We start from the raw sequence: 23,475 nt of genomic DNA, 5'->3' as shown, positions 1-23,475 counted from the left end.
GCGTGACCTGCGAGAGGTTCACGGCCTGCGCGCGCGTGTCGCCCAGTCGTCGTACGGCTTCGAGGACGGCTTTTTGCGCTGCCTTGAGGAGCTGCCGGCCCCAGGCGAGGCCTGCCGCCGTGAGCGCGCCCCAGATCGCGAGCGCGGCGATCGACCTCGGTGAGCCGAGGTCGCTGAGCGCGTCTCCCAGTGTCGCGGCGAGCACGGTGGACGGGATGAGGCCCAGTGCGGTGCCGGTGGCGAAGTGCCGCGGTTTGACCGACGTGACGCCGGCACCGTAGTTCGCCGGCGTGAAGGGCACGATCGGGAGCAGCCGGACGACCAGTGTGGCCTCGACGCCTTTCTCGGCGAACACGTCTTCGATCGTGTGCAGCCGCTCCCCCAGCCAGTTCCGCACGGCTTCGCGGCCGAGCCCGCGGGCGATGCCGAACGCGATCATCGCCCCCGCCGTGAACCCCGCGATCGCCAGTGCGCTCCCCCACGCGACGCCGAACAGCAGCCCCGCCGCCGTGGCGAGGACCGGTTTCGGGAAGAAGATCGCCGTGCCGAGCGCGCAGAGCGTCAGGAACGCCGCTGGGGCCAATGTGCCCGCTTGGCTGACTCGTTCGCGGAGCTGTGCGCCGTCGGGGATGTCCACGAACTGTGCGATGGCGGCCAACGCGACCACGAGCAGCACCAACAACACAAGGCCCGCACGTCGCATCAGTCCAACCTACCCACCTGAATGGAACAAACCTCGCGCCGCAGCGGGCCGCACTGCCACCCTCAAGATCATGATGAGGACAGGTGTGGGCGTTGTGATGGCACTGGCGTTGGGGACCGCGCCTGCCCAGGCGGCTGCGGGTTCGTTCGCGGTGAGCGTGCCGGGCGGCGAGCTGGCCGGTCGCGTTGCCTGGAACGCGTCGACCGCCACGGTGGACGCGGTGGTCGTGGGGCACCGGCAGGACAGGTGGACGACCGCGATCGTCCTGGCGTATTCCGGCGACACCCAGGTCGGCGCCTGGACGCAGGGCGTGCTTCGCGAGGCCAAGGAGTTCTCGGTCGAGCTCGGCGAGCCCGGTGTCGTCGTCTCCCGCGTCACGGCGCAGGTGTGCGCGCCGGTCGGCCAGACCCGCGAGCGGTGCAGCTCGGTCAAGGAACTTCACCGCCGCTGAGGCATGCTGGGCGGTATGACCGTGACGCTGCCGTCAGGAGAGATCGTCCCAGCCCTGGGCATGGGCACGTGGATGATGGCCGAGCACCCTTCTCTGCGCGCCGCCGAGATCGCGGCGCTGCGGGAGGGTCTCGACCTCGGCCTGGCGTTGATCGACACCGCCGAGATGTACGGCTCTGGTGCCTCGGAGTCGCTCGTCGGCGAGGCGGTCCGCGGCCGCCGGGACGAGGTGTTCCTGGTGTCGAAGGTGTTGCCCTCCAACGCTTCGGTGTCCGGGACGGTGCGCGCGTGCGAGGCCAGCCTGCGCCGCCTCGGCACCGACCGCCTGGATCTCTACCTGCTGCACTGGCGCGGCAGTGTGCTGCTGTCGCAGACGGTGGAGGCGTTCACGGGGCTGGTGTCGTCCGGCAAGATCCGGCATTGGGGCGTCAGCAACTTCGACCTGGCGGACATGCGCGAGCTGGTGGAGTTGTCCGGCTCCTGCCAGACCAACCAGATCCTCTACAACCTGTCGCGGCGCGGCCCGGAGTACGACCTGCTGCCGTGGCACGCGTCGGCCGGCCTGCCGATCATGGCCTACTCCCCCGTCGAGCAGGGCCGGTTGCTGGGCTCGCCGGTGCTCGCTTCGGTGGCGGCCCGCCACGACGCCACGCCCGCCCAGGTGGCGCTGGCGTGGGTGCTGCGGCTGCCCGGTGTCATCGCGATCCCCAAGGCGGGTTCTGCCGCGCACGTGCGGGAGAACGCGGCGGCTTCGGCGTTGCGGCTGTCCTCTGAGGACCTGGCGGAGCTGGACCGCGCCTTCCCTCCCCCCGCGGGTCCTGAGCCGCTCGAGATGCTTTAGTTCCTTGCCATGAGCTGGACTGGGATCGAGAGCTGGATCCGCGCGACGTCGCCGACGCTGCACGCCGCGCTCCGGCCGCCCGCCACGGACGCGGACATCGCCGCCGCGGAGGAGACGCTCGGGCTGTTGCTGCCGGCCGAGCTCGTCACGTGGTGGCAGCAGTTCGGTGGCATCGCGCAGACGTACACGCATTGGCCGCTCATCCCGCCGCACTGGCAGCCGCACGGGCTGGAGGACGCGCTTCGGTTGCGCAAGCTGATGATCCAGGCGATCAGCGGCATCCACTTCGCGACGCGGGGCGAGGAGAAGGACTTCGAGGCGGCGGCCTTGCGGGAGCCCGCGGGGACGCCGTGCGTGGAGCTGTGGCTGCCCGCGTGGTTACCGGTGGCGGGTGATGGCGCCGGGTACGAGCTCTTCGTGGACCTGCGCGGCGGGGCGCGGCACGGGTGCGTGATGGAGTGGGACAAGTACAGCGGCGCGGACCGCGAACCCGTGTGGCCCGGCGTCACCGCGATGCTGGAGGAGACCGTGCGGGCGTTGAGCGGTGAGCACGAGCAGCATCGCCTGGTGTTCGAGCACCACAACTTCTTCTGGGAGTGAGACGTCCGTCCCACTCTCACCCTGCGCTCACACCTCGTTCAGTAACGTGAACCGGTCTTGCCAACCAGACACCAGGAAGCGAGGTGAGCGACACATGCCAGGCGACAGTAGCCCGCGCAGGTCTTTCACCTCGCACGCTCCAGTTTCTGGCGTGTGACGCACACCCCCTGCACAACAAGGGGAGTCACACGATGCACGTCTTCGACATGACGCTGCGCATTGCCGAGAGCATGGGCCTCGGCGCGTTGATCGGTTTTGAGCGGCAGTACCGCTCGCGCATGGCGGGCCTGCGCACCAACGCCCTCGTGGCGGTGGGGGCGGCGCTGTTCGTGCTTTTGTCCGCGCAAGGGTTCGACGGCCAGGGCGACCCGACGCGGGTCGCCGCCCAGGTGGTGTCCGGCATCGGTTTCCTGGGCGCGGGCGTGATCCTGCGCGACGGGCTGTCCGTGCGCGGACTCAACACCGCGGCCACGCTGTGGTGCGCGGCCGCGGTGGGGTCGCTGGCGGGTGCCGGGCTGCACGTCGTGGCGGCCGCGGGCACGGTGGCGATCATCGCGGTCAACGTCGGCCTGCGTGAGCTCGGCCGCGCCGTGGACCGCAAGGAGGACTAACGCGGCTGGTAGGTCAGGCAGTTCGCGTGGTGGTCGCCCTGGCCCTCGCCGATGCGCACGCTCGGCGCCGTGCACTCCAGCGACGAGTTGTGCGTGCAGTCCGTCCGCGAACAGGCGCCCACCTGGGCGACGACCTTGTCCAGACCGCCCTTGGTGCCCAGCGGGATGAACGTGCCGCAGTCGGCCGCGCCGTTGTCGCCGCGCACGGTGATCGCGAACGCGTGGCAGCCGTCGTGGTTGTACGAGCAGTCGCTCACGGTGCAATCGTGGACGGAGGGCATCGCCGGGTTCTCGAGGGTGGTCATGTCCGCTCCTGCCGTGGTGGGAAAGGTTCGGTGATTCGGACGATGCCACCACGGCAGAAGGGCCGCAATTCGAACGAGAATTAGGCGAGCCTATCCTCAAGAATGGCGATCGCGTCGGTCAGCCACTGTCGTTGCGCGGCGCTGAGCAGCGGTAACGCCGCTTCGAAGTCGATCTGGTCCTTTGGACGTGGCGATTTCGACTTGTAGAAGAGCTGGATCTCCGGCACGAGGTACGGGATGCCGGAAGCGGTGATGTTCCCGATCGAGGAGATGCTTCGACGCACGTCTGGATGGCGGCGTGAGACCCAGTCCTCGCCATCGGATTCGTCGAGCATCACCTGCACTCGCCAGTGGTCGGAGCCCGCCGGCCGGCACCAGATGTCGTGCACACCGACAGGCAGGACCTCGCCGGGTCGCCACGGGCGGAGCGTTCCCGGCGGGTCGGCCGCCCACCACTCCCAGCCGGCCAGCGCGCGTTGTACGGCGAGCTGACCGCGGCGCAGCACCAACACGTCGATGTCGGAGTGCGAGCGCAGCGGGCGCCCCACAGCCAGCTCGATCGCGTACCCGCCTGCGATCCACCACGGCGCGCCCGTGAACAGCCCGGCGACCTCGGCCGGGCTGAGCGGGTCCCACGGGAGCTCGGTGAGGTTCAGCCGTGGTCCAGGATTCGGCTCAGGAACCGTCGGGTGCGTTCCTCTTGCGGGTCGCCGATCACCTGTGCGGGCGGGCCGCTTTCCACGATCACGCCGCCGTCGAGGAACAGCACCTGGTCGGCGACGTGGGACGCGAACTGGATCTCGTGGGTCACGATCACCATCGTCCAGCCCTGCGAGGCCAGGTCCTTGATCACCGCCAGCACCTCCCCCACCAGCTCCGGGTCCAGCGCGGAGGTCGGTTCGTCGAAGAGCACCACGCGTGGCTTCAGGGCCAGGGCCCTGGCGATGCCGACGCGTTGCTGCTGGCCGCCCGACAGCTGGTACGGGTACGACGAGGCACGGTCCGCGAGGCCCACCTGGTCCAGCAGGACGCGCGCTTCGGCCTCCACTTCCTCGACCGGGCGGTGTTGCGCCACGACCGGGCCCTCGGTGAGGTTCTGCAGGACGGTGCGGTGCGGGAACAGGTTGTGCGACTGGAAGACCATGCCGCTCTGCCCGCGCAGCCGCTGACTCACCACCCGACCTGCCTTACCTGCGGGCAAAGCGGCGAAGTCCACGGTCACGTCGTCGATGCGCACGACGCCGCGGTCCGGGGTGTCGAGGACGTTCAGCGAGCGCAGCAGGGTGGTCTTGCCGGAGCCGGACGGGCCCAGCAGGGCGGTGGAGGTACCGCGCGGGACGGAGAAGTCGATGCCGCGCAGGACGTCGAGGGAGCCGAAGGACTTGTGGAGGTCCGTGACCTCGATGCGAATGTCGGTCACGCGATCACGTACCTGTTCAGCCTGGTCTCCAGTCGTTTCTGGCCCGCGGAGAGCGCCACGCAGATCAGCCAGTAGTAGAGCCCCGCGAACGAGTACAGGGCGAGGAACTCGTTGCTCTCGGCGGCCGCGAGCTGCGACTCGCGGAAGAGCTCGGTCAGCAACACCACAGACCCGAGCGAGGTGTCCTTCAGCAACGACAGCAGCGTGTTGGACAACGGGGGCACGGCGGTGCGGGCCGCTTGCGGAAGCACGATGCGGCGCAGGGTCTGCGAGTAGTTCAGGCCGATGGTCGCCGCCGCCTCGAACTGGCCGCGCGGCACGGACAAGATCGCCGAGCGGATGACCTCGGCGGCATAGCCCGCCACGTTCAACGAGAAAGCCACCACCGCGGCGGTGAAGGGCGGGAACTTCAGGCCTATCTGGGGCAGGCCGTAGAAGACGATGAACAGCTGCAGCAGCAGGGGTGTGCCGCGGATGATCGAGATGAACGCCCGAGCCGCGCCCGACAGCACCCGGTAGGACGAGATTCGGGCCAGGGCGACGAGAAGTGCCAGGGCCAAGCCGATCGCGAACGACAGCGCGGTCAGCGGGATCGTCACCTTCACGAGGCCCACGAACATCGGCCACGCGGTAGAACGGATGACGTCCCAGGTGCTGCGCGGACCACGGCCCTGCGACAGATCCGCCGAGCCACCGTCCTCAACGGACACGTCCGCCTTGAAGTACTTCTGCGAGATGCCGCGCAGAGTGCCGTCCGCGCGAAGTGCGTCGATCGCCTGGTTCGCTTGCGACAGCAGCGAAGCATCGGCCTTGCGCAGTGCCAGGACCTGCTGGCTGCCCGACTGGCCCGCGTCACCCGCGATCTCGACGTCCTTGGAACCGGTCGTGGCGAGGTAGTCGAGCACGGCGATGTTGTCGTTGACGATCGCGTCGACCCGGCCCTGTTGCAGCAGAGCGGCGGCCTGGGCGAAGCCTTCGACGGCCTCCACGCGGGCTCCGGCGTCGCGGGCGACCTTGGCCCAGTTGCTGGTGCTGGACTGGGCGGTGGTCTTGCCGTTCAGGTCCGCGAGGGACTTGATGCGCGTGTCGCCGGCGCGGCGGACGATCACGCCGCGCGAGTAGGTGTACGGGGTGGACAGGCCGTACTTGGCCGCGCGTTCGGGGTTGACCGACACCTGGTTGGCGATCAGGTCGATGCGGCCGGAGTCGAGGGCGGGGAAGATCGCGTCCCACTGCGTCTCGACGAACTCCAGCCGCCAGCCGGCCTTCGCGGCGATCGCCTTGATCACCTCGATGTCGTAGCCGGTCAGCTCGGCGGTCTGGGGGTCGTGGAACGAGAACGGCGGGTAGGTTCCCTCGGTACCGACCTTCACCACCGGCTGTTGTTGCGCCGTCGCCGGTGGCGGGACGACGACCAACAGCAGCAGGAGCAGCAGAGCGCCCCTGATCACTTGTCGCATCCGGGCAGGGTAGAACGAACAGGGCAGGTGGTGCTGAAGATCCACTATGCGGGAAGCGCGAGGTGCGGTGGCATGGCGACGGTGACGACGGGCGACGGGCAGCTGGTGTCCTACGTGGACCACGGCGGCGACGGGCCCGCGGTGGTGCTGCTGCACAGCTTCCTGATGGACGCGTCGATGTGGGCGCCGCAGGTCGAGGCCTTCGCAGACGCCTACCGGCTGATCGCGGTCGACGAACGCGGTCACGGTGAGACGCCGGCGACCGGGCCGTTCGACCACTGGGACGTCGCGCGGGACGTGCTCGCGGTGCTGGACCACCTGAACATCGGCAGCGCCGCGGTGATCGGCACGAGCCAGGGCGGGTTCGTGGCGCTCAGGATGGCGTTGCTGGCCCCGGAACGGGTGAGGGCGCTCGCGGTGCTGGGCACGTCCGGCGAGGCGGAGGACGAGCAGATCGCCGCCGCCTACGACCAGCTCACCGAGGTGTGGATCGCGCAGGGGCCGGAGACCGTGGTCGAGGCCACCGCCAAGATCTGCCTGGGCGACCACGACGCCTCGGAGTGGATTCCGAAGTGGTCGCAGGTCGAACCCGAGCGACTGAGGCTGATCATGAACGCCCTGGTCAGCCGCGATGGCGTGCTGGACCGTGCCGGGGAGATCGCCGTGCCCATGATCGTGCTGCACGGCACGGCGGACCTCGCCTACCCCGTCGCGAAGGCCGAAGCCCTGACCGCCGCGCTGCCCAAGGCCGAGCTGGTCGTCGTCGACGGTGGCGCGCACTTCCTGAGCCTCACGCACGCCGCCGACGTGAACCCGCACCTGGAGCGGTTCCTCAGCGCGAACCTCTGACGGCCCACGCCCTGGCGGTCAACGAGATCGGGCCTTCCGCGGGCAGACGTGACCGGAGCAGGTCGCGGATCGCGTCGCGCTGCTCCACGGGCAGCGTCGCGGCGTAGGCGGGCGCCGCGCCGGTGCCGCCCTCGAACGGCTCCCAGAAGTCGGCGAAGTCGCGGAACACCGTGGGCACGACGATCCCGGTCACCTCGACGTCCCGCAGCCCGGCGCCGGTCCAGAACGTGCGCAACGGGTCGGGATCGCTCACGTCGCCGAAGCGCAGGCCTTCGTCCTCGGCCTCGGCGGCGGGGTCGACATCGCGGGCGGCGTCCCAGAACAGGCGCATCATCTGCATGCCGCTGCTGTAGTCCCACAGGTAGGAGCCCACGTACGACCCGACGCGGGCGAACTCGGCCACGGCCTGGGCGACATCAGGCACGAAGGTGAGCACGAGCCCGCTCACCACGACGTCGGCCTGGCGATCACCCAGATCCACCGCGGACCCGGCCTCGAACGTCGCGCCGGGGACCCGTTGCCTGGCGAGCTCCAGGAACGCGGCGGAGGGATCCACACCGGTCACCGACGAAGGCTGAGACTGCGCCAGCACGGTCTCGGTCAGCGCGCCGGTGCCGCAGCCGACGTCCAGCCACGACCGGCCCGGTGGCACGTCGAGCCACCGCAGGAACTCCACCGCGACCGGCCGGCTCCACCGGCCGACGTACCGCTCGTACGCGTCACCGCCGTCCCACATGCGAAGAAGCTAACGCAGCGAACGGAATCCCGCTCGGAGCTCCTCGGCGAGGATCCGCGGCTGTTCCCAGGCGGCGAAGTGCCCGCCCGCGGCGACGCGGTGGTAGTGGATCAGGTTCGGGTACGCGCGCTCGGCCCAGCTGCGCGGCGCCTGGTAGACCTCCTCGGGGAACACGCTGACCGCGACCGGCAGCGTCACGCCCTTCGCGGCGATCACCGAGTACTTGCTCTCCCAGTACAGCCGCGCCGCGGAGATCGCCGTGTTCGTGAGCCAGTAGAGCGAGATGTTCTCGACGACGTCCTGCCGCGACAACGACTCCTGGTGCCCGTCGAACGCCCGCGTGATCAGCGCGAGGCTCGCGAGGTTGTGGTCGATCATGAACGACGCCAGCCCCACCGGGGAGTCCGCGAACCCGGTCAGCGTCTGCGTGCGGGTCGCCATGATCCGCGCGTAGTTCTGTCCCTTGCCGTACCGGAACAGGATGTCCTGCCACGCTTTGAGCTCGTCGCCGACGAGTCCGGCAGGCTGCGGGCCACCGGCACGGGCGGCGTTGTCGATCTCGACCGGCACCGCGCCGGGCAGGTTCGTGTGCACGCCCAGCAACCCGGCGGGCTGCTGCATCGCCATCAGGTCGACGATCAACGCACCCCAGTCGCCGCCCTGCGCGACGTACCGGTCGTAGCCGAGACGCCGCATCAGCTCGATCCACGTGCGGGCGATGCGATCGGGTCCCCATCCGACAGTCGTGGGCTTGCCGGAGAAGCCGTAACCGGGCATCGACGGGATCACCAGGTGAAAGGCATCAGCGGGCCGGCCGCCGTGCGCGGTCGGATCGGTCAACGGCCCGATGATCTTCAGCTGCTCGATGACCGAGCCGGGCCAGCCGTGCGAGACGAGCAACGGCAGCGCGTTCTCGTGCTTCGAGCGGATGTGCAGGAAGTGGATGTCCAGCCCGTCGATCTCGGTCATGAACTGAGGCAGCGCGTTGAGCTTGGCCTCCGTCGTCCGCCAGTCGTACTCCTTGGCCCAGTAACGGGCGAGAGCACGAACGGTCCGCTGCGGCGCGCCCTGCGACAGGTCGGTGACGGTCTCCGCATCAGGCCAGCGGGTCTGCGCCACGCGGCGGCGCATCTCCGCCACCTCGCGCTCCGGGATCCGCACCCGGAACGGCCGGATCTCCCCCGCTGCCAGCGCCGGACCGGCGTTGAGCAGGCCGAACCCGACGGCGGCAGCGGCGGAGACGGACAGGAAACGGCGGCGAGACGGCTCGTTGGACACGCGAAAGACCGTACGAACGCTCCGTGACGGGTCGCGAGCGTCGCGTGACGGTGATCCGGTACGTCACCCGAGGAATAAGCGGGGTACAGTCCGGTTATACCCGGTGTGAAGACAGCTGTTCTGGGTGCGGGCCACGTCGGCCCCGTCATCGCCCGCCTCGCACTGGCGGCGGGTTACCCGGTGACCATCGCGGGCTCCGGCGACCCGGCGCGGATCGAGATGATCATCGAGTTCCTCGCGCCGGGTGCCACCCCGCTGGCGGCCGCCGACGCCGTCGCGGACGCGGACCTGGTGGTGCTCGCGATTCCGTGGCACCGGTTCGTGACGCTCGATCCCGGGATGTTCGCGGGCAAGGTCGTCATCGACGCCATGAACCAGTGGCCGCCCACCGCCGAGCCGCAGGGCACGAGTGAAGAGGTCGCGCAGCGGCTGGTGGGCGCGCGTGTCGTGAAGAGCCTCAACCACATCGCCTACCAGGACATGGAACCGCCGGACGGCAAGGCGGTCGGGCTGGCCGGCGACGACCCGGCGGCGCTGGACGTGGTGGCGGAGTTCTTGTCCCGCATCGGTTTCGAGCCGGTGCGCGTGGGTTCGTTGTTCGACGGGCGGCTGCTGGAACCCGGCAGCCCGGTTTTCGGGAAGTTCGCGAAGGAGCTGTCATGACCACGTTCGGGCTCGACACGTTCGGCGACGTCACGTTCGACGCCGAGGGCAAGCCGCTGACGCACGCCCAGACCATCCGCAACCTCGTCGAGGAGGGTGTGCTCGCCGACCAGGTGGGCCTGGACTTCTTCGGCATCGGCGAGCACCACACCCCGGACATGCCGTTGTCGGCGGCCGACGTGGTGCTGGCCGCGATCGCCGCGCGCACGCGGAACATCCACGTCGGCTCGGCCGTCACCGTGCTCAGCTCGGACGACCCGGTGCGCGTGTTCCAGCGCTTCTCCACGCTGAACGCGGTGTCCGGCGGACGGGCGGAGATCATCCTGGGCCGCGGGTCCAGTGTGGACTCGTTCCCGCTGTTCGGGTACGACCTCGCCGACTACGAGGACCTGTTCGAGGAGAAGACCCATCTCTTCGCGGAGATCCTCAAGGGCGGCCCGGTGACGTGGCAGGGCAAGACCCGCGCGTCACTGCACGAGCAGGACGTGGTGCCGTTCAGCGAGCCGTTCCCGGCGTGGATCGGCGTGGGTGGCAGCCCGCAGTCCGTGGTGCGCGCGGCCTCCTACGGGTTCTCGCTGATGCTGGCGATCATCGGCGGCCACCCCGGCCGGTTCGCGCCGTTCTCCGAGCTCTACAAGCACGCGCTGGAGAAGTTCGGCCGCGACCCGTTGCCGATCGGGATCCACTCCCCCGGTCACGTGGCGCCGACCGACGAGCAGGCGCGCGAGGAGTTCTGGCCGCACTACCTCGACGTGATCAGCAGGCTCGGCCGGACGCGCGGGTTCTCGACGCCGACGCCCGAGTCGTACGCGCACGAGGTGGGGCCGCACGGCGCGTTGTTCGTCGGGTCGCCGGAAACGGTCGCGGAGAAGATGGCGCGGACGATGAAGACGCTGGGCGCCAGCCGGTTCGACCTGAAGTACGGGATCGGCGGGCTGTCGCACGAGTCGCTGATGCGGACGATCGAGCTGTACGGGACCGAGGTCGTGCCTCGGGTCCGCGACCTGCTCAGCTGATCAACCGCTCCATCTCGGCGTGGCTGATCGGCAGGAACCGGCCGGGATACGCCCTGCCGACCTCTTCGCCCGGGCCCACCGGCACCCAGCCGGCGGGCCCGGCGAACTTCTCCTCCGCCTCGTCCCGGCGCCGGATCACCAGCACGGCCTGGGAGAGGTCGAGGGCGTGAGACGGAAAGACCGCGAAGTACCGGTACTCGTCCTTCGCGAACCGCACCGACCGCCCCTGCAGCGCGGAGGTGTACCGGAGCCGTTCCACGCCCTGCTCGTCGACCTCGCCGACGAACCACGACCGCTCACCCGGCAGCCGGGTGAGGACGTCGGACGGTTCCCAGCCGAGGTCGACGGCCGACTCCTCGGTGGTGCCGGTGAGCCGCAGCAGCGCGACGGGTCCCGTCTCGCGGCTGCGCACCTTCAGATAGCGGTGCTCACGGGACATGAGTGCGGCGGTGACGGCGTCCAGGTCCGCTGCCGCAAGTGGCAGCAGCGTCCGGTCCGACGGTCGCACCGCGGGCAGCCACTCCCCCTGCCGCAGGAACACCTCCCACTTCTGCGGCCACGAGTCCACTGTGGAGCGGATGACCGAGTGGGCGTTGCGCGGGTCCACCGCGTCCTCCGTGCGGATGAAGAGCGCGAAGTACTGGTGACCGGCGACCGGTCCGGCCTGCTGCTTCGCTCTCCTGAGGCCGATCAGCGCGGTCAGGCGGCGCGCCTCCTGCTCGCTCAGCCGGGCCGTGAACTCATGCTCGGGACCCGGCCGCGGCACCACCGCGTACGCCGAGTCGAGGTCGAGGACGTCGATCAGCGTGTCGAAGACCGCGTACCCGCCGGAGTACCACGGGTCCTCGCGCTTCCGTTCTTCCATCCGCACCAGTGCTTCGATCGCGGCCGCCGGTTGAACGTCCTCGACGCTCCACGTCGGCTCGTCCGGCACGCGATCGAGCAGGTCCGTCCGCCCGTGCCCGCGGTGCTCGTGCCGCCCGATCCGGTACGGCCCCGCTCCCCACTTGGGGTCCTTCGCGGACACGACCACCGCGAACGGCGTCCCGTCAGCGGAGATGACGTGGTGGTTCCACGCGGTCGCCCAGCCCGTGTCGATCTGCTGCCTGAGCTCCCGGGCCTCGGCTTCGGTGAGCGCGCGGTAGTCGTCGTTCCAGTCCCGGCCGGAGTCGAGCCGGTAGAGCTTGTCCGTGTCCACCCACAGGCCGTGGCCGGCGTACTCCTCCTCGCGGTGGCGTTCCGGCCTGCGCACGAGCATCGAGGCCCGGTCCACGCCGCCGACGCCGTTCTTGAAGACCGCGTAGTGGTGAGATTCGGCGAGTTCTCGTTCGAAATCCATGTGATCGCCCCCCAGCGGATCTGTCGCCCGAGTGATCATCGTCACTGATGTGGAACTCTCGCGCAGGTTTTCACGTTAGTGCGCTGGGAGGCCACGCGTGATTATTCCGATGCCGTCGAGCGCGCCCCGTCGCACGGGTGCGTTCGCGTTGACCGAGGACGTCGCGGTCCGGGTGACCGGGCAGGCGCGGACGGCGGCCGCGATGATGCGCGAGCTCATCTTCCGGCAGACCGGTTATCTGCTCGCCGAGTCGGCGGACGGCATGCTGATGGTGTCGCACGACCCGGCGATGCGCGGCCTCGGACCGGAGGGGTACGCGCTGCTGGTCAGCAACTCCGCGGTGATGCTCCGCGCGGGCACGCAGGCCGGGCTGCGGCACGGGGTGCAGTCGTTCCGGCAGCTGATGACCGCTGACGGCACGGTGCGCGCGGCCGACGTGCAGGACTCCCCCGCGTTCCAGTGGCGTGGCGTGACGAGCGCGTTGCTGCCGCCCGCCGAGATGCGCAAGGCCATCGACAGGATGGCCGCCTACAAGCTCAACGTCATGCACGTGTTCCCCGAGGGCGATCCGGACGCGTTGCGCGAACTGGTCGAGTACGGGCGGGACAACGGCATCACGGTCGTGCCGGAGCTCAGCCCGGCGACGCTCGACCTGCTGGAGCTGTTCCCGAGCCGGTGGGTGCACATCGGCAGTGCCAAGCTGACGTCCAAGCTCGCGGGTGTGCTGGAGCGGCACGGGCGGCTGCCGGTGCGGTGGCACGACGGCAACTCCGCGGCGGACGTGCTCGGCCCGCACGGTCAGCTCGCCGAAGGTGATCCCGGGCTGCGCGCGATCGCGACGGCGGGCTGGGTCGGCGGCCGCTTCACCACGCCGGCCGTCGTGCGCGCCTGACCGTTCACACACATCGGGCTCGCGCAGGTCATGATCGGCGCGTGATTCACATGTTTATTCGTTGATCAGCGCATTCACGGCTGATACAAAGGCTCGCACACGGCTGCTGAGCTGTGAATATCACATTCGTGAACAATATCGGCAGCCTGTCCGTTGGCTGTTGCACTGCCGGTGACCTGGTCGGATGCCGTGGCAGCGTGGGATTCTTCGTCTGTGCGGCTACTGCTCGTGGAAGACGACAGAGAGCTCGTGGAGTTGCTCGCCGTGGTGTTGCGCGGTGAGGGACATGTCGTCGATGTCGCCCTCGACGGGCAACGCGGACTGCACCTCGCCCTGACCCGGCCCTACGACGTGGTGGTGATCGATCGCGGCCTGCCGGTGCTCGACGGGCTCGATCTGCTGGCGCGGCTGCGGTCACGCGCGGTGCGCACGCAGGCCTTGATGCTGACCGCGATGGGGTCGGTGCGGGACCGGATCGACGGGCTCGACGCGGGTGCCGACGACTACCTGATGAAGCCGTTCGACCTGGGTGAGCTGTTCGCGCGGTTGCGGGCTCTGGGCCGGCGGGCGGCGGAACTGGCGGCGGTGCTGCGCATCGGGGCCGGTCGCCTGGAGCTCGAACAACACCGGGTGGTGCTGCCCGACGGCGAGCTCGTGCCGCTGACCGAGCGCGAGTTCGGCCTGCTGCGGGTGCTCGCGACGCATCCCGAGACGGTGCACACGCGAGCGTCGTTGCGGCGGACCGTGTTCCACGACGCGCCTTCGCAGTCCATTGTGGACACCTACGTGCACTACCTGCGGACCAAGGTCGGGCGGTCCGTGGTGCACACGGTGCAGGGGGTCGGTTACCGGTTGGGGGCCTTGTGAAAGAGGAAGTCCGGACGGCGCGGTTGCGGGTCAGCGTGCTGGTGGGGCTGGCGATCACGCTGATGGTCGCGTTCGTCGGCGGGATCGCGTACGCCGTCATGGTCCACGCGCAGGAAACCCAGGTGACGCGCGAACTCCAGTACAACGCCCGGTTCGGTGTGCCGAGTGTCGCGCCCAAATGCGCGTGGGTGTTCGTGCTGAAGGACGGCGTGGTCGACGTGGGGCCGCTGGAGGTGCCCGCCGGGTTTCCGCTGCGCGCCGATCTCACTGCCGTCGGGTCGTCCGGGGTGGCGATCTCGCGGGACGTGTCCGCGAACGGCACCTCGTACATGGTGCTCACCACGCCAGGTGCGGCCGGCGCGGTGCAGGCCGTGTTCGACCTGCGGTACCAGTTGGCCGACCGCGCGCACCTCTTGCAGGCGCTCGGGATCGCGCTGCTGGCCGGGTTGCTGCTGGCGGCGTTCATCGGGTTGAGCGTGGGGCGGCGCACGGTCGGGCCGCTGGCCGAGGCGCTGGCCCGGCAGCGGCGGTTCGTCGCGGACGCGAGCCACGAGCTGCGGACGCCGATCGCGCGGGCGTACCTGCGGGCGCAGTTGTTGCAGACCGCCACTGATCTGCCGGACGGCCACCGGGACAACCTCGACGCGTTGGCGAGGTCGATCCGCGGACTCGGGGACGTCGTGGACGACCTGCTGCTGTCGGCGCAGTTGAGCGGGCAGCCCGGGCAGCCGGTGGATCTGACGGCGGTGGCGGACGCGGCGGTCAAGGGCGAGAGCGTGCGGGCCGTCGAGCGCGGGATCGTCCTGAGCGTGGAGCACGCTGGGATTCCATTGGTGGTCAACGGGATTGAGACGGCGTTGCGGCGTTCGGTGGACGAGCTGCTCGCGAACGCGGTGCGGCACACGCCGGAAGGTGGGCGCATCTCGGTGCGGCTGCGCGCGGTGGGCGGGTTCGTGGAGCTGGTGGTGGCGGACACCGGTGAGGGGTTCGACCAGCGCGAGGCTGACGGGTTGTTCGAGCGGTACCGGCACGGAGCCGGGGAGAACCGGTTCGGGCTCGGCTTGTCGCTGGTGCGGGAGATCGTCACCGGGCACGGCGGAACCGTGGAGGCGGTGGGACATCCCGGCCGGGGAGCTCGGTTCACGCTGCGGCTGCCGTTGGCGGGGCAGCGGCAGAACCCGGTGCCGCTGCGGGAGAGGATCACGGCCGCCTGTCCATGACCACGTGCGCCGCGACACGGACGTCCTCGTCCAGCGGCCTGTCGGGATCGATCGGTTCGATGGCCTCGGCCAGTGCGTCCAGCAGCTCCGCGCACTTCGGTGCGGTCGGTCGTCTCCCACCGACGTGCACGGCCTGCCGCAGCCCCAACGCGAGCGAGCCGATCAGCAGGCGGAGCAGTTCGGCCAGGTCGTAGGCGCGCAAGGCGGCCTGGGTGCCGAACGGCACGACGTCCTGGTTGCGCAGGTTGGTCGAGAGGCTCTGCGTGCTGGCGGGCAGGACGTTGCGGCGGATCTCCGCGACGAACGCGGTCGTCGCCAGCTGCACGCCCTGCAATCCGTGCTGCTGACCGGGTCCGGCGGCGAGCATCGGTGGCAGACCGGTGTTGCGCGAGGGGTCGACCAGGAGGTCCAGCTGGCGTTCGGCCAGGTTGCCGACAGATGCCGTGACCATCGCGAGCACATCAGCGGCGAACGCGGCGGGCTGGCCGAAGAAGTTGCCGCCGTGCGCGACCAGGTCGTCGTCGGGGAAGAACAACGGGTTGTCGCTCACTCCCCCGAGATCCGCGGCGACCACGCCGTCCACGTAGCGCAACGCGTCCTCGGCCGCACCGAGCAGCTGCGGTGAGCACCGCAGGCTGTACGGCTCCTGCAACGGGCGGTCGCCGCTGGGCTGAACGCCTGCCAGCAGCGCACGCATCCGTTCGGCGACCGAAGTGGCACCGGCGTGACCGAACGCGGTGATCAGGCGGTGGTCCAGGAAACCGGGATCCGCACCGAGAACGTCGGCCAGCAGACAGGTCAGGTCCGCGGCTGCCCGATGTGAGGCGCGGATCGACGACAGCGCGAGAGAAGTAGCCGCCGTGGTGACGGACGTGCCGTTGACGAGGGCGAGCGCGTCCCGGCCGTCCAGGTCCAACGACGTCAGACCGGCTGCTGCCAACGCATCGGCGGCGGGCCTGCGGACGCCGCCCAGGTAAGCGTGTCCACGACCGCGCAACGCCTGCGCCGCGTACGCCAGCGGGATGAGGTCTCCGCTGGCCCCAACAGATCCGTAGCGCGGGATCGCCGGAACGAACGTGGTCGCGAACATCGCCGCGAGCCCCTCCACGACGTGCGCGGACACGCCGGAGAGTCCCTGCGCGAGCGACCACGTGCGCACCAGCAGCGCCGCTCGGGCGATGTCGAGCGGGAGGTCGGGTCCTTGGCCCGCACCGAGATGTGCGAGGGTGTTGTCGCACTGGTCGGCCTCGGTCGACCGGCCCGCGAAGCCCACCAGGGCACCGAACCCGGTCTTGGCGCCGTACACCGGGCGTTCGTCGTCGGCCAGCACCTTGCGCAGGTACGCGCGGCCCTGCTGAACCCGGTCCAGCACCACGGGTCCGACCAGCACGGGCAGTGGCTCCGAGGCACGGAGAAGGTGCCCGGCGGTCAGCGGCGAACTCAGGTCCACGGTCACCGCACGGACCGTAGGCAGTCGATCTCAGAAAGTTCTGAGATCACCTCAGTACGTTCCCCGGACATGGCGCACGACTACCTGATCATCGGCGCGGGACCGGCCGGTTTGCAGCTCGCCGCACTGCTGGAGCGGGACGGTCGCGACTACGCCGTCCTCGAACGCGGCAGCGGGGCCGGCACGTTCTTCACCCGCTTTCCCCGGCACCGCAAGCTGATCTCCATCAACAAGGTGCACACCGGGTTCTCCGACCCGGAGCAGCGGATGCGGATGGACTGGAACTCGCTGCTGCTCGACGACCCGGACCTGCTGTTCACCCGCTACAGCCCCCGGTACTTCCCGGACGCGGACGACATCGTCCGGTACTTCCAGGACTGCGCGGCCGGGCTCAGCGTGCACTACGACATCGATGTCACCACGATCTCGCGCTCCTCCGGCGGATTCGTCGTGACCGACCACAGTGGACAGACGTGGCAGGCGAGGAACCTGGTGATGGCCACCGGGGTCTCGCAGCTGTACGTGCCGGAGATCCCCGGCATCGAGCACGTCGAGCGGTACGACACCTTCAACACCGACCCTCGGGAGTTCACCGACCAGCGAGTGCTCGTGATCGGCAAGGGCAACTCGGGCTTCGAGACCGCCGACGCACTGGTCGAGCACGCCGCCGTCATCCACGTCGCCGGGCCGCACTCGGTGAAGCTGGCGTGGCAGACGCACTACGTCGGGCATCTGCGCGCCGTCAACAACAACTTCCTCGACACCTACCAGCTCAAGTCCGAGAACGCGGTGATCGACGGCACGGTCGAACGCATCGAACCGCGGCCCGCTGGTGGGTTCCGGATCCAGTTCCGGTACGCGCGCACGGTCGAGAAGCTGCGCGAGCTGGAGTACGACCGGATCATCGCGTGCACCGGGTTCCGGTTCGACGCCTCGATCTTCGACGACAGCTGCCGGCCTGCGCTGGTGATCAAGGACAGGTTCCCGGAGATCACGCCTGCGTTCGAGTCGGTGAACGTCCCCGGGCTGTACTTCGCGGGCACGATCACGCAGTCGCGTGACTTCAAGAAGTCGACCAGCGGGTTCATCCACGGGTTCCGCTACGGCGCCCGCGCGCTGCACCGCGTGCTGTCCGCGCGCAACCACGCCGTTCCCTGGCCTGGCGCCGACCTGGAGGTGTCGCCGGAAGCCATCAGCGACGCCGTGATCGCTCGGGTGAACAAGTCTTCGTGCCTGTGGCAGCAGTTCGCGGTCATCGGTGACGTCGTCACGGTCTCCGACGGCGAGGCCCGCTACGAGGAGGAGGTGCCGGTCGCGTACGTCGCGGACGGCGGGCTCGGCCCCGCGGAGCACCAGTTCATCGCGACGCTGGAGTACGGGCCGGACCACGACACCGTGGACCCGTTCGACATCGACGTCCCCCGTGTCGCGGAGAACGACGCGGCCAACGCCGCCCAGGCCAGTTACCTGCACCCGGTGGTGCGCTACTACCGGCACGGCGTGCTCACCTCGACCCACCACCTGGCCGAGAACCTGGAGAACCACTGGGACTTCCCGGACGTGCACCAGCAGCCGCTGGTCGTGTTCGTGAAGGAATGCCTTGCCGGCGCGTGAGCCGTTCCCGCGGGCGGTGCTCGACGTGCTCGGCGCCGCCGCGGATCGGCCGGTGTTCGAGCACGGCACCCGCGTGGTGACCGGCGGCGAGCTGTTGGACCTGGTGGCACGGATCGCGGGTGGGTTGCGCGCCAAGGGTCTTGGGCCTGGTGACGGCGTCGCGCTGGTGCAGGGGGTGAACCCGGAGGCGTTCGCGACGATCTTGGCGGCGCACGCGGTGGGCGCACGGGTGGTGGGCGTGCGACCGGGACTGACCGAGGCTCAGGTGGAGCACCTGCTCGGCCTGGACATCAAGCTCGTCGTGCGTGACTCGGACATTCCCCTGGGTCGTGCGTCGGATCTGCGCTGTGACGGCAGGCCCGGCGACATCGCCCGGCTCATCCACACCAGCGGCAGCACCGGCCGACCGAAGGCCTGCGCGCAGACCTACTTGTCGATGACCAACGCGTGGACCGCACGTCCTGACGCCTGGCCTCCTGCGATCCGGGAGCTCGCCGGTCGTCTGCAGCGCTATCTCGTGTTCGGATCGCTGTCCAGCCAGGTGATGTTCGAGTACGCGGTGCTGACGTTGACCGCGGGCGGCACGATCGTCGTCGCGGACAACCCAGCCGACGCGATCAGCCGGCACCGCGCGACGGCCCGCGTGATCACCGTGCCGGGCTTGGTGAAGCTCGTCCACTCCCCTGCCGGCCTGTCGTCGTTGCGCGCACTGCTGGTGTCCGGCTCGCCGCTGACCACCGAACGTCATCGTGAGGCCCTGGAAGTGCTGGGACCCGTGCTGTTCCACGGTTACGGCCAGACCGAGACCGGCATGATCTCGATGGCCACGCCGTCCGACCCGCCCGGCACGGTCGGGAAACCGCCGGTGGACGTGGAGATCCGCGACGGTGAGCTGTTCGTCCGCACTCCCGGTCAGGCCAGTGCGTACTGGGCGGATCCGGAGGAGTCGGCCGAGGTCTTCGTGGACGGCTGGGTCCGGACGCGCGACCTCGGCGAGTTCGACGCCGACGGCTACCTCCGCCTGACCGGTCGCGCGCGAGACGTCGTGATCGTCAACGCCAACCTTCATCACACAGGACCGATCGAGCACGCGATCGCCGAACACCCGGACGTCGCCGAGGCCTACGTCGTCGCGGTGCCGGACGACGAGACCGGCGAGGCGGTGCACGCGTTCGTCGTGCCGAAAGCGGATCGCGTTCCCGAACTCGGAGAGCTGCGCAAGCTCGTGACCGAACGGCTCGGCGCGGCCTGCGCTCCCGTGCGGGTCACCGCCATCACCGAACCCCCTGTCGCCCCCAGCGGCAAGCCCGACAAGCGCCAGCTGACAGCGTGAAGGAGATCGTCGTGTCCAGCGAGGTTTCGACCGAGTGTCTCGTGATCGGCGCCGGTCCGGCGGGGCTGCAGGCGTCCTACCTGCTCAAGCGGGCGGGCCGCGACCACCTGGTGCTGGAGGCCGGCGCGGCGGCGGGGACGTTCTTCACCCGCTTCCCCCGGCACCGCCAGCTGATCTCCATCAACAAGGTGTACACGGGCTGGGACGACCCGGAGCTGAACCTGCGCGTCGACTGGAACTCGTTGCTGAGCGACGATCCCGAGCTGCTGTTCACCGGCTACACGCCGCGCTACTTCCCGCAGGCCGACGACATGGTCCGCTACCTCGGCGACTTCGCGGTGAAGAACGACCTGCCGATCCGGTACGACACGCGGGTCGTGTCGGTGAGCAGGCCGGACGACTTCGTGGTGCGCGACCAGCACGGCGTGACGTACCGGGCGAAGCGGATCATCGCGGCGACCGGGGTGTCGAAGCAGTACGTGCCGGAGATCGACGGGGTCGAGCACGCCGAGCCGTACTACGACGTTTCCGTTGAACCGCAGGACTTCGTGAACAAGAAGGTGCTGATCATCGGGCGTGGCAACTCGGCGTTCGAGACCGCCGACGCGCTGGTCGAGACAGCGTCGGTGATCCACGTCGCCGGGCCCGGCTCGCTGAAGCTGGCGTGGCAGACGCACTTCGTCGGACACCTGCGGGCGGTGAACAACAACTTCCTCGACACCTACCAGCTCAAGTCGCAGAACGCGGTGCTGGACGGGCACATCGCCGGCATCCGGCGCGACGGCGACGACTACCTGGTCAAGGTCAGCTTCCAGCGAGTCAACGAGGTGATCAAGGAGATCCGGTACGACCGGGTGATCCTCGCGACCGGGTTCCGGTTCGACGCCTCGATCTTCGCGCCCGAGTGCCGGCCGCGGCTCACGATCAACTCGCGGTTCCCGGACCAGACGGCGGCGTGGGAGTCGGTGAACGTGCCGGACCTGTTCTTCGCGGGCACGATCACGCAGGCGCGCGACTTCAAGAAGTCGACCAGCGGGTTCATCCACGGCTTCCGCTACGGAGTCCGCGCGCTGCACCGGATCCACGAACACCGGTACCACGGCGTGGACTGGCCGAGCCGGGAGCTGGCCGCGGACGGCATCACCGAGGCGATCATCGAGCGGGTCAACCGGACCTCCGCGCTGTGGCAGCTGTTCGGCTTCCTCGCGGACGTGGTGCTGATCGGTCCGGACGGGGTTCGGTACGTGGAAGAGGTGCCGGTCGCGCACCTGCACGAAGCGGTGGCGCGCGGGGAGTTCGGCGAGGTCGAGTCCTACCTGACGGTGACGCTGGAGTACGGCGCGGACCACGACAAGGTCAACCCGTTCGACATCACGGCCGGCCGAACGTCCCAAGAGGACACCAGCGGGCTCGACGGCCGCTACCTGCACCCCGTGGTGCGGCGGTTCCGCGGCGGCTCGCTGGTCGACGAGCACCACCTCACCGAGAACCTCGAGAACGAGTGGGACAGCGAGAACGTGCACAAGGCACCGTTGCGGGAGTACCTGCGGTGAACCCGGTGCTCGCCGAACTGCACGAGAAGGCACGCGGGGTGCTCGACCCCGTCCACTACGACTTCTTCGCGGGCGGGGTCGGGGACGAGGTCGTGCTCGCGGAGAACGAGGCCGCGTTCCGGCGCCTCGCGCTGCTGCCACGGGTGTTGCGGGGCGAGGAAGTGCGGGACTTCGGCTGTCCCGTGCTCGTCTCTCCCACCGCGTTCCACAAGCTCGCACACCCCGAAGGCGAGGTGGCGACCGCACGGGCGTTGAACGGCACGGTGCTGGTGTCGAGCATGGCGTCGACCGTGCCGATCGCCGACGTCGTGGCGGCCGCGACCGGGCCGGTGTGGTTCCAGCTCTACGTGCAGCCGGACTTCGAGGTCACGGAAGCGTTGGTGCGGCGGGCGGAACGAGCGGGCTGCGCCGCGGTGGTGGTCACGGTCGACTCCCCCGTCTTCGGCCGGCACCGGCGCGACATCGAGCACGGCTTCCGCGACCTGCCCGCCGGGCTCGCGGCGGAGAACATGCGCGATCTGGCCGGCACCGGGTTGCGGAAGATCGAGATGGGCGCGTTCTCCTGGGACGACGTCGAGCGGATCTGTGCGCTGACGTCACTTCCGGTGTGGCTCAAGGGAGTGCTGCACCCGGCCGACGCGGCGCTCGCGGCCGGGCACGGGCTCGGGATCTTCGTGTCCAACCACGGTGGCCGCCAGCTCGATCTCGTGCCCGCGGCCGTGGACGCGCTGCCCGCGGTGGTCGACGCGGTCGCCGGACGAGTTCCGGTGGTGCTGGACGGCGGTGTTCGAAGTGGCGGTGATGTCGCTCTGGCTCTCGCGCTGGGCGCCTCGGCCGTCGGTGTCGGCAGGCCGGTGTTGTGGGGACTCGCGGCCGACGGGTCGGCCGGCGTGCGCACGGTGCTGGACGTGCTCAGGGACGAGTTCGAGCACGTGCTGGCCATGTGCGGAGGCGATCTGACGCGCGACATGGTGGTGGCCAGGTGTTGAGCCGGCTCGTGGTCGCCCTGCGCGCCAAGGTGTTCGAGAAGGTCAACGGCGACAACGCGATCACCTTCCCCAACGAGCAGGTCGGCGCGGACCGGTTCGAGGAGCTCTACGGCCATCCCGCCGCGAACGGCCGCAGCAAGGGCGCCGGGCTGTCGGACCTGTTCTGGTACTGGCTCGCGCCCGGCCCCGAGGTCCACCAGGAACACCTGGAAGCCGGTCCGCGCTACGACGACGTGGCCCGTGCGACACGGGGCTTTCTCGCCGGACCGAGCGAGGAGCTGGCGGCAGCGGCCACGAGGTGCACCCGGAACGTGCTCGACGAGGTGCTGGCCGGGCCCGTGACGCTGGTCCGGTTGCGGGACCTGATGATGCCGGTGTGGGCGGAGTTCTTCTACGAGCTGGTGTTCGGCGAGCCGTGCCCGCGAGCCGCTCGTGACCTGATCGTCGGGCACGCCGACGACGTCGTGACCTCGTTGAAGTGCACAGGTTTGCGTCATCCGGCCCGACGCGCCCGCCTGACACGCCACTTGGAGACGCGACTCGCGGACGTCCGCCATCCGCTGCCCGGGACCTTGTCCGAGCAGGAGCAGGTGCATTACCTGCAGGGCACGTACTTCAACACCGCCGTGGTGCAGATGTCCGAGGCGATGGCGCACCTGCTGCTGGCGCTGGCGCAGCACCCCGAAGTGGCGGGGCGGGTGGACGACGACAGGTACTTCGCCCACGTGCTGGACGAGACGTTCCGGCTCTACCCGTTGTTCGGCATCGCGCACCGCATCACGACCGAGGACATCGAGCTGGACGAGCACACGAGGTTCCCGGCGGGCTCGGTGCTGTGCTTCAACTATCCGGCCTACCACGCGACCGGCTACCCGAGACCGCACGAGTTCGACCCCGGCCGCTGGGAGCACACCGCGGCCCGCCACGAGCACCACATCCCGTTCGGCGTCGCCGCCAACCGCCCGTGCCCGGCCTGGCGGCTCTCCCCCATCGCGATGCGGGCTGCCGCAAGAGAGGTGCTGCGCCGGGTCACGTTGCACTCCTCCGTCACGCACACGAGGTCACTGCCGAGCCGCGGCCCGTGCCTGCTCGTCCGCGACGGTTCCGCGCCTCGCTTCCGGCTGTCGTGGATGCGGGTGCGCGACCGCTGGGAGGACGTGGGACGCAGCGTCGTCCAGCTCGTGCTCGGCACCGCGATGGTGCTGCACGCCCACCGGCTGCGGCTGGCGGGCCGGTACTTCGACACGCACGACCCGCAGGGTTGCCCGGTCCGGCACTAACCCCAG

23 protein-coding genes and 1 pseudogene are annotated in these 23,475 nt (G+C 69.7%); 15 read left to right on the top strand and 9 right to left on the bottom strand.

Going from position 1 to position 23,475, the window contains the following annotated elements; translation table 11 throughout:
• Nucleotides 1–703, bottom strand: a 703-nt coding sequence (locus ABZX92_RS22655) for a TVP38/TMEM64 family protein (RefSeq protein ID WP_355562624.1), incomplete at its 3' end; no start/stop codon positions are given.
• Between the two features lie 70 nt (nt 704–773).
• Here ABZX92_RS22655 and ABZX92_RS22650 point away from each other — a divergent pair.
• The 4 genes and pseudogenes from ABZX92_RS22650 to ABZX92_RS22635 all read left to right on the top strand — a co-directional run.
• Nucleotides 774–1,154, top strand: coding sequence for a hypothetical protein (locus tag ABZX92_RS22650; RefSeq protein ID WP_355562621.1), 381 nt, complete (start codon nt 774–776; stop codon nt 1,152–1,154).
• Between the two features lie 15 nt (nt 1,155–1,169).
• Nucleotides 1,170–1,994: an aldo/keto reductase gene (locus ABZX92_RS22645; RefSeq protein ID WP_355562618.1), complete on the top strand. Its 825-nt coding sequence runs from the start codon at nt 1,170–1,172 to the stop codon at nt 1,992–1,994.
• Nucleotides 1,995–2,003: 9 nt separating this feature from the next.
• Nucleotides 2,004–2,594: an SMI1/KNR4 family protein gene (locus ABZX92_RS22640; RefSeq protein ID WP_355562616.1), complete on the top strand. Its 591-nt coding sequence runs from the start codon at nt 2,004–2,006 to the stop codon at nt 2,592–2,594.
• Between the two features lie 191 nt (nt 2,595–2,785).
• Nucleotides 2,786–3,196: pseudogene (locus tag ABZX92_RS22635) on the top strand (MgtC/SapB family protein); the annotation flags it as partial.
• A 5-nt stretch (nt 3,197–3,201) separates the two neighbouring features.
• Here ABZX92_RS22635 and ABZX92_RS22630 read toward each other — a convergent pair.
• The 4 genes from ABZX92_RS22630 to ABZX92_RS22615 form a co-directional block, all read right to left on the bottom strand.
• A complete protein-coding gene (locus tag ABZX92_RS22630; RefSeq protein WP_355562613.1) occupies nt 3,202–3,510 on the bottom strand; it encodes a DUF1540 domain-containing protein in 309 nt (102 codons plus the stop codon).
• Nucleotides 3,511–3,590: 80 nt separating this feature from the next.
• Nucleotides 3,591–4,058 carry an amino acid transporter gene (locus tag ABZX92_RS22625; RefSeq protein WP_355562610.1) on the bottom strand — a complete coding sequence of 156 codons (468 nt, stop codon included), beginning with the start codon at nt 4,056–4,058 and terminating at the stop codon, nt 3,591–3,593.
• A 104-nt stretch (nt 4,059–4,162) separates the two neighbouring features.
• Nucleotides 4,163–4,930 carry an amino acid ABC transporter ATP-binding protein gene (locus ABZX92_RS22620; protein ID WP_355562608.1) on the bottom strand — a complete coding sequence of 256 codons (768 nt, stop codon included), beginning with the start codon at nt 4,928–4,930 and terminating at the stop codon, nt 4,163–4,165.
• On the bottom strand, nt 4,927–6,390 hold the full coding sequence (locus ABZX92_RS22615) for an ABC transporter substrate-binding protein/permease (RefSeq protein WP_355562605.1): 1,464 nt from the start codon (nt 6,388–6,390) through the stop codon (nt 4,927–4,929). The genes ABZX92_RS22620 and ABZX92_RS22615 overlap by 4 nt, the downstream gene beginning before the upstream one ends.
• 72 nt (nt 6,391–6,462) lie before the next feature.
• Here ABZX92_RS22615 and ABZX92_RS22610 point away from each other — a divergent pair, with 72 nt between their 5' ends.
• Nucleotides 6,463–7,239 (top strand): alpha/beta fold hydrolase, encoded by a 777-nt coding sequence (locus tag ABZX92_RS22610; protein WP_355562602.1) that lies wholly within the window; start codon nt 6,463–6,465, stop codon nt 7,237–7,239.
• On the opposite strand, the gene ABZX92_RS22605 is transcribed toward ABZX92_RS22610, so the two are convergent.
• Both ABZX92_RS22605 and ABZX92_RS22600 read right to left on the bottom strand, forming a co-directional pair.
• Nucleotides 7,223–7,975 carry a class I SAM-dependent methyltransferase gene (locus tag ABZX92_RS22605; RefSeq protein ID WP_355562600.1) on the bottom strand — a complete coding sequence of 251 codons (753 nt, stop codon included), beginning with the start codon at nt 7,973–7,975 and terminating at the stop codon, nt 7,223–7,225. The two genes, ABZX92_RS22610 and ABZX92_RS22605, sit on opposite strands and share 17 nt — an antisense overlap.
• A gap of 9 nt (nt 7,976–7,984) precedes the next feature.
• Nucleotides 7,985–9,253, bottom strand: coding sequence for an epoxide hydrolase (locus ABZX92_RS22600; RefSeq protein ID WP_355562597.1), 1,269 nt, complete (start codon nt 9,251–9,253; stop codon nt 7,985–7,987).
• A 105-nt stretch (nt 9,254–9,358) separates the two neighbouring features.
• On the opposite strand from ABZX92_RS22600, the gene ABZX92_RS22595 reads away from it, so the two are divergent.
• Together ABZX92_RS22595 and ABZX92_RS22590 are read left to right on the top strand one after the other, a co-directional pair.
• Nucleotides 9,359–9,916, top strand: a complete 558-nt coding sequence (locus tag ABZX92_RS22595; protein WP_355562594.1) for an NAD(P)-binding domain-containing protein — start codon at nt 9,359–9,361, stop codon at nt 9,914–9,916.
• The gene (locus ABZX92_RS22590) at nt 9,913–10,932 is read left to right on the top strand and encodes an LLM class flavin-dependent oxidoreductase (protein WP_355562591.1); all 1,020 of its coding nucleotides are present in this window, start codon (nt 9,913–9,915) and stop codon (nt 10,930–10,932) included. The genes ABZX92_RS22595 and ABZX92_RS22590 overlap by 4 nt, the downstream gene beginning before the upstream one ends.
• Here ABZX92_RS22590 and ABZX92_RS22585 read toward each other — a convergent pair.
• Nucleotides 10,925–12,271 (bottom strand): hypothetical protein, encoded by a 1,347-nt coding sequence (locus ABZX92_RS22585; protein WP_355562588.1) that lies wholly within the window; start codon nt 12,269–12,271, stop codon nt 10,925–10,927. The two genes, ABZX92_RS22590 and ABZX92_RS22585, sit on opposite strands and share 8 nt — an antisense overlap.
• 97 nt (nt 12,272–12,368) lie before the next feature.
• Here ABZX92_RS22585 and ABZX92_RS22580 point away from each other — a divergent pair, with 97 nt between their 5' ends.
• The 3 genes from ABZX92_RS22580 (at nt 12,369) to ABZX92_RS22570 (ending at nt 15,250) form a co-directional block, all read left to right on the top strand.
• The gene (locus tag ABZX92_RS22580; RefSeq protein ID WP_355562586.1) at nt 12,369–13,163 is read left to right on the top strand and encodes a glycoside hydrolase family 20 zincin-like fold domain-containing protein; all 795 of its coding nucleotides are present in this window, start codon (nt 12,369–12,371) and stop codon (nt 13,161–13,163) included.
• 228 nt (nt 13,164–13,391) lie between these two features.
• Entirely contained in the window at nt 13,392–14,030 is a 639-nt protein-coding gene (locus ABZX92_RS22575) for a response regulator transcription factor (protein WP_355562583.1), read from the top strand.
• Nucleotides 14,027–15,250, top strand: coding sequence for a HAMP domain-containing sensor histidine kinase (locus ABZX92_RS22570; RefSeq protein WP_355562581.1), 1,224 nt, complete (start codon nt 14,027–14,029; stop codon nt 15,248–15,250). The genes ABZX92_RS22575 and ABZX92_RS22570 overlap by 4 nt, the downstream gene beginning before the upstream one ends.
• On the opposite strand, the gene ABZX92_RS22565 is transcribed toward ABZX92_RS22570, so the two are convergent.
• The gene (locus ABZX92_RS22565; RefSeq protein ID WP_355562578.1) at nt 15,231–16,706 is read right to left on the bottom strand and encodes an aromatic amino acid ammonia-lyase; all 1,476 of its coding nucleotides are present in this window, start codon (nt 16,704–16,706) and stop codon (nt 15,231–15,233) included. The genes ABZX92_RS22570 and ABZX92_RS22565 overlap by 20 nt on opposite strands.
• Before the next feature lie 63 nt (nt 16,707–16,769).
• Between ABZX92_RS22565 and ABZX92_RS22560 the strand changes: the two genes are divergently transcribed.
• From ABZX92_RS22560 to ABZX92_RS22540, 5 genes are read left to right on the top strand one after another with little or no spacing between them, the layout of a single operon-like run.
• Nucleotides 16,770–18,314, top strand: coding sequence for an NAD(P)-binding domain-containing protein (locus ABZX92_RS22560; protein WP_355562575.1), 1,545 nt, complete (start codon nt 16,770–16,772; stop codon nt 18,312–18,314).
• Nucleotides 18,301–19,647 carry a long-chain fatty acid--CoA ligase gene (locus ABZX92_RS22555; protein ID WP_355562572.1) on the top strand — a complete coding sequence of 449 codons (1,347 nt, stop codon included), beginning with the start codon at nt 18,301–18,303 and terminating at the stop codon, nt 19,645–19,647. Before ABZX92_RS22560 ends, ABZX92_RS22555 begins: the two co-directional genes overlap by 14 nt.
• 11 nt (nt 19,648–19,658) lie before the next feature.
• On the top strand, nt 19,659–21,200 hold the full coding sequence (locus ABZX92_RS22550) for an NAD(P)-binding domain-containing protein (protein WP_355562569.1): 1,542 nt from the start codon (nt 19,659–19,661) through the stop codon (nt 21,198–21,200).
• Nucleotides 21,197–22,189, top strand: a complete 993-nt coding sequence (locus ABZX92_RS22545) for an alpha-hydroxy acid oxidase (RefSeq protein WP_355562566.1) — start codon at nt 21,197–21,199, stop codon at nt 22,187–22,189. The genes ABZX92_RS22550 and ABZX92_RS22545 overlap by 4 nt, the downstream gene beginning before the upstream one ends.
• Nucleotides 22,183–23,469 (top strand): cytochrome P450, encoded by a 1,287-nt coding sequence (locus tag ABZX92_RS22540; RefSeq protein ID WP_355562564.1) that lies wholly within the window; start codon nt 22,183–22,185, stop codon nt 23,467–23,469. Before ABZX92_RS22545 ends, ABZX92_RS22540 begins: the two co-directional genes overlap by 7 nt.
• Nucleotides 23,470–23,475 lie beyond the last annotated feature (6 nt).

The sequence above is a fragment of the Lentzea sp. NPDC006480 genome (genome assembly GCF_040611995.1).
In the GTDB taxonomy this organism is placed as follows: Bacteria; Actinomycetota; Actinomycetes; order Mycobacteriales; family Pseudonocardiaceae; genus Lentzea.
This window is presented reverse-complemented; position numbering and strand designations above follow the sequence as displayed.

Bases quoted from the DNA above. Each gene is read 5' to 3' on its own strand.
- ABZX92_RS22650 (WP_355562621.1), top strand. From the start codon at position 774: ATGATGAGGACAGGTGTGGGCGTTGTGATGGCACTGGCGTTGGGGACC.
- ABZX92_RS22645 (WP_355562618.1), top strand. From the start codon at position 1,170: ATGACCGTGACGCTGCCGTCAGGAGAGATCGTCCCAGCCCTGGGCATG.
- ABZX92_RS22640 (WP_355562616.1), top strand. From the start codon at position 2,004: ATGAGCTGGACTGGGATCGAGAGCTGGATCCGCGCGACGTCGCCGACG.
- ABZX92_RS22630 (WP_355562613.1), bottom strand. From the start codon at position 3,510: ATGACCACCCTCGAGAACCCGGCGATGCCCTCCGTCCACGATTGCACC.
- ABZX92_RS22615 (WP_355562605.1), bottom strand. From the start codon at position 6,390: ATGCGACAAGTGATCAGGGGCGCTCTGCTGCTCCTGCTGCTGTTGGTC.
- ABZX92_RS22610 (WP_355562602.1), top strand. From the start codon at position 6,463: ATGGCGACGGTGACGACGGGCGACGGGCAGCTGGTGTCCTACGTGGAC.
- ABZX92_RS22605 (WP_355562600.1), bottom strand. From the start codon at position 7,975: ATGTGGGACGGCGGTGACGCGTACGAGCGGTACGTCGGCCGGTGGAGC.
- ABZX92_RS22590 (WP_355562591.1), top strand. From the start codon at position 9,913: ATGACCACGTTCGGGCTCGACACGTTCGGCGACGTCACGTTCGACGCC.
- ABZX92_RS22585 (WP_355562588.1), bottom strand. From the start codon at position 12,271: ATGGATTTCGAACGAGAACTCGCCGAATCTCACCACTACGCGGTCTTC.
- ABZX92_RS22560 (WP_355562575.1), top strand. From the start codon at position 16,770: ATGGCGCACGACTACCTGATCATCGGCGCGGGACCGGCCGGTTTGCAG.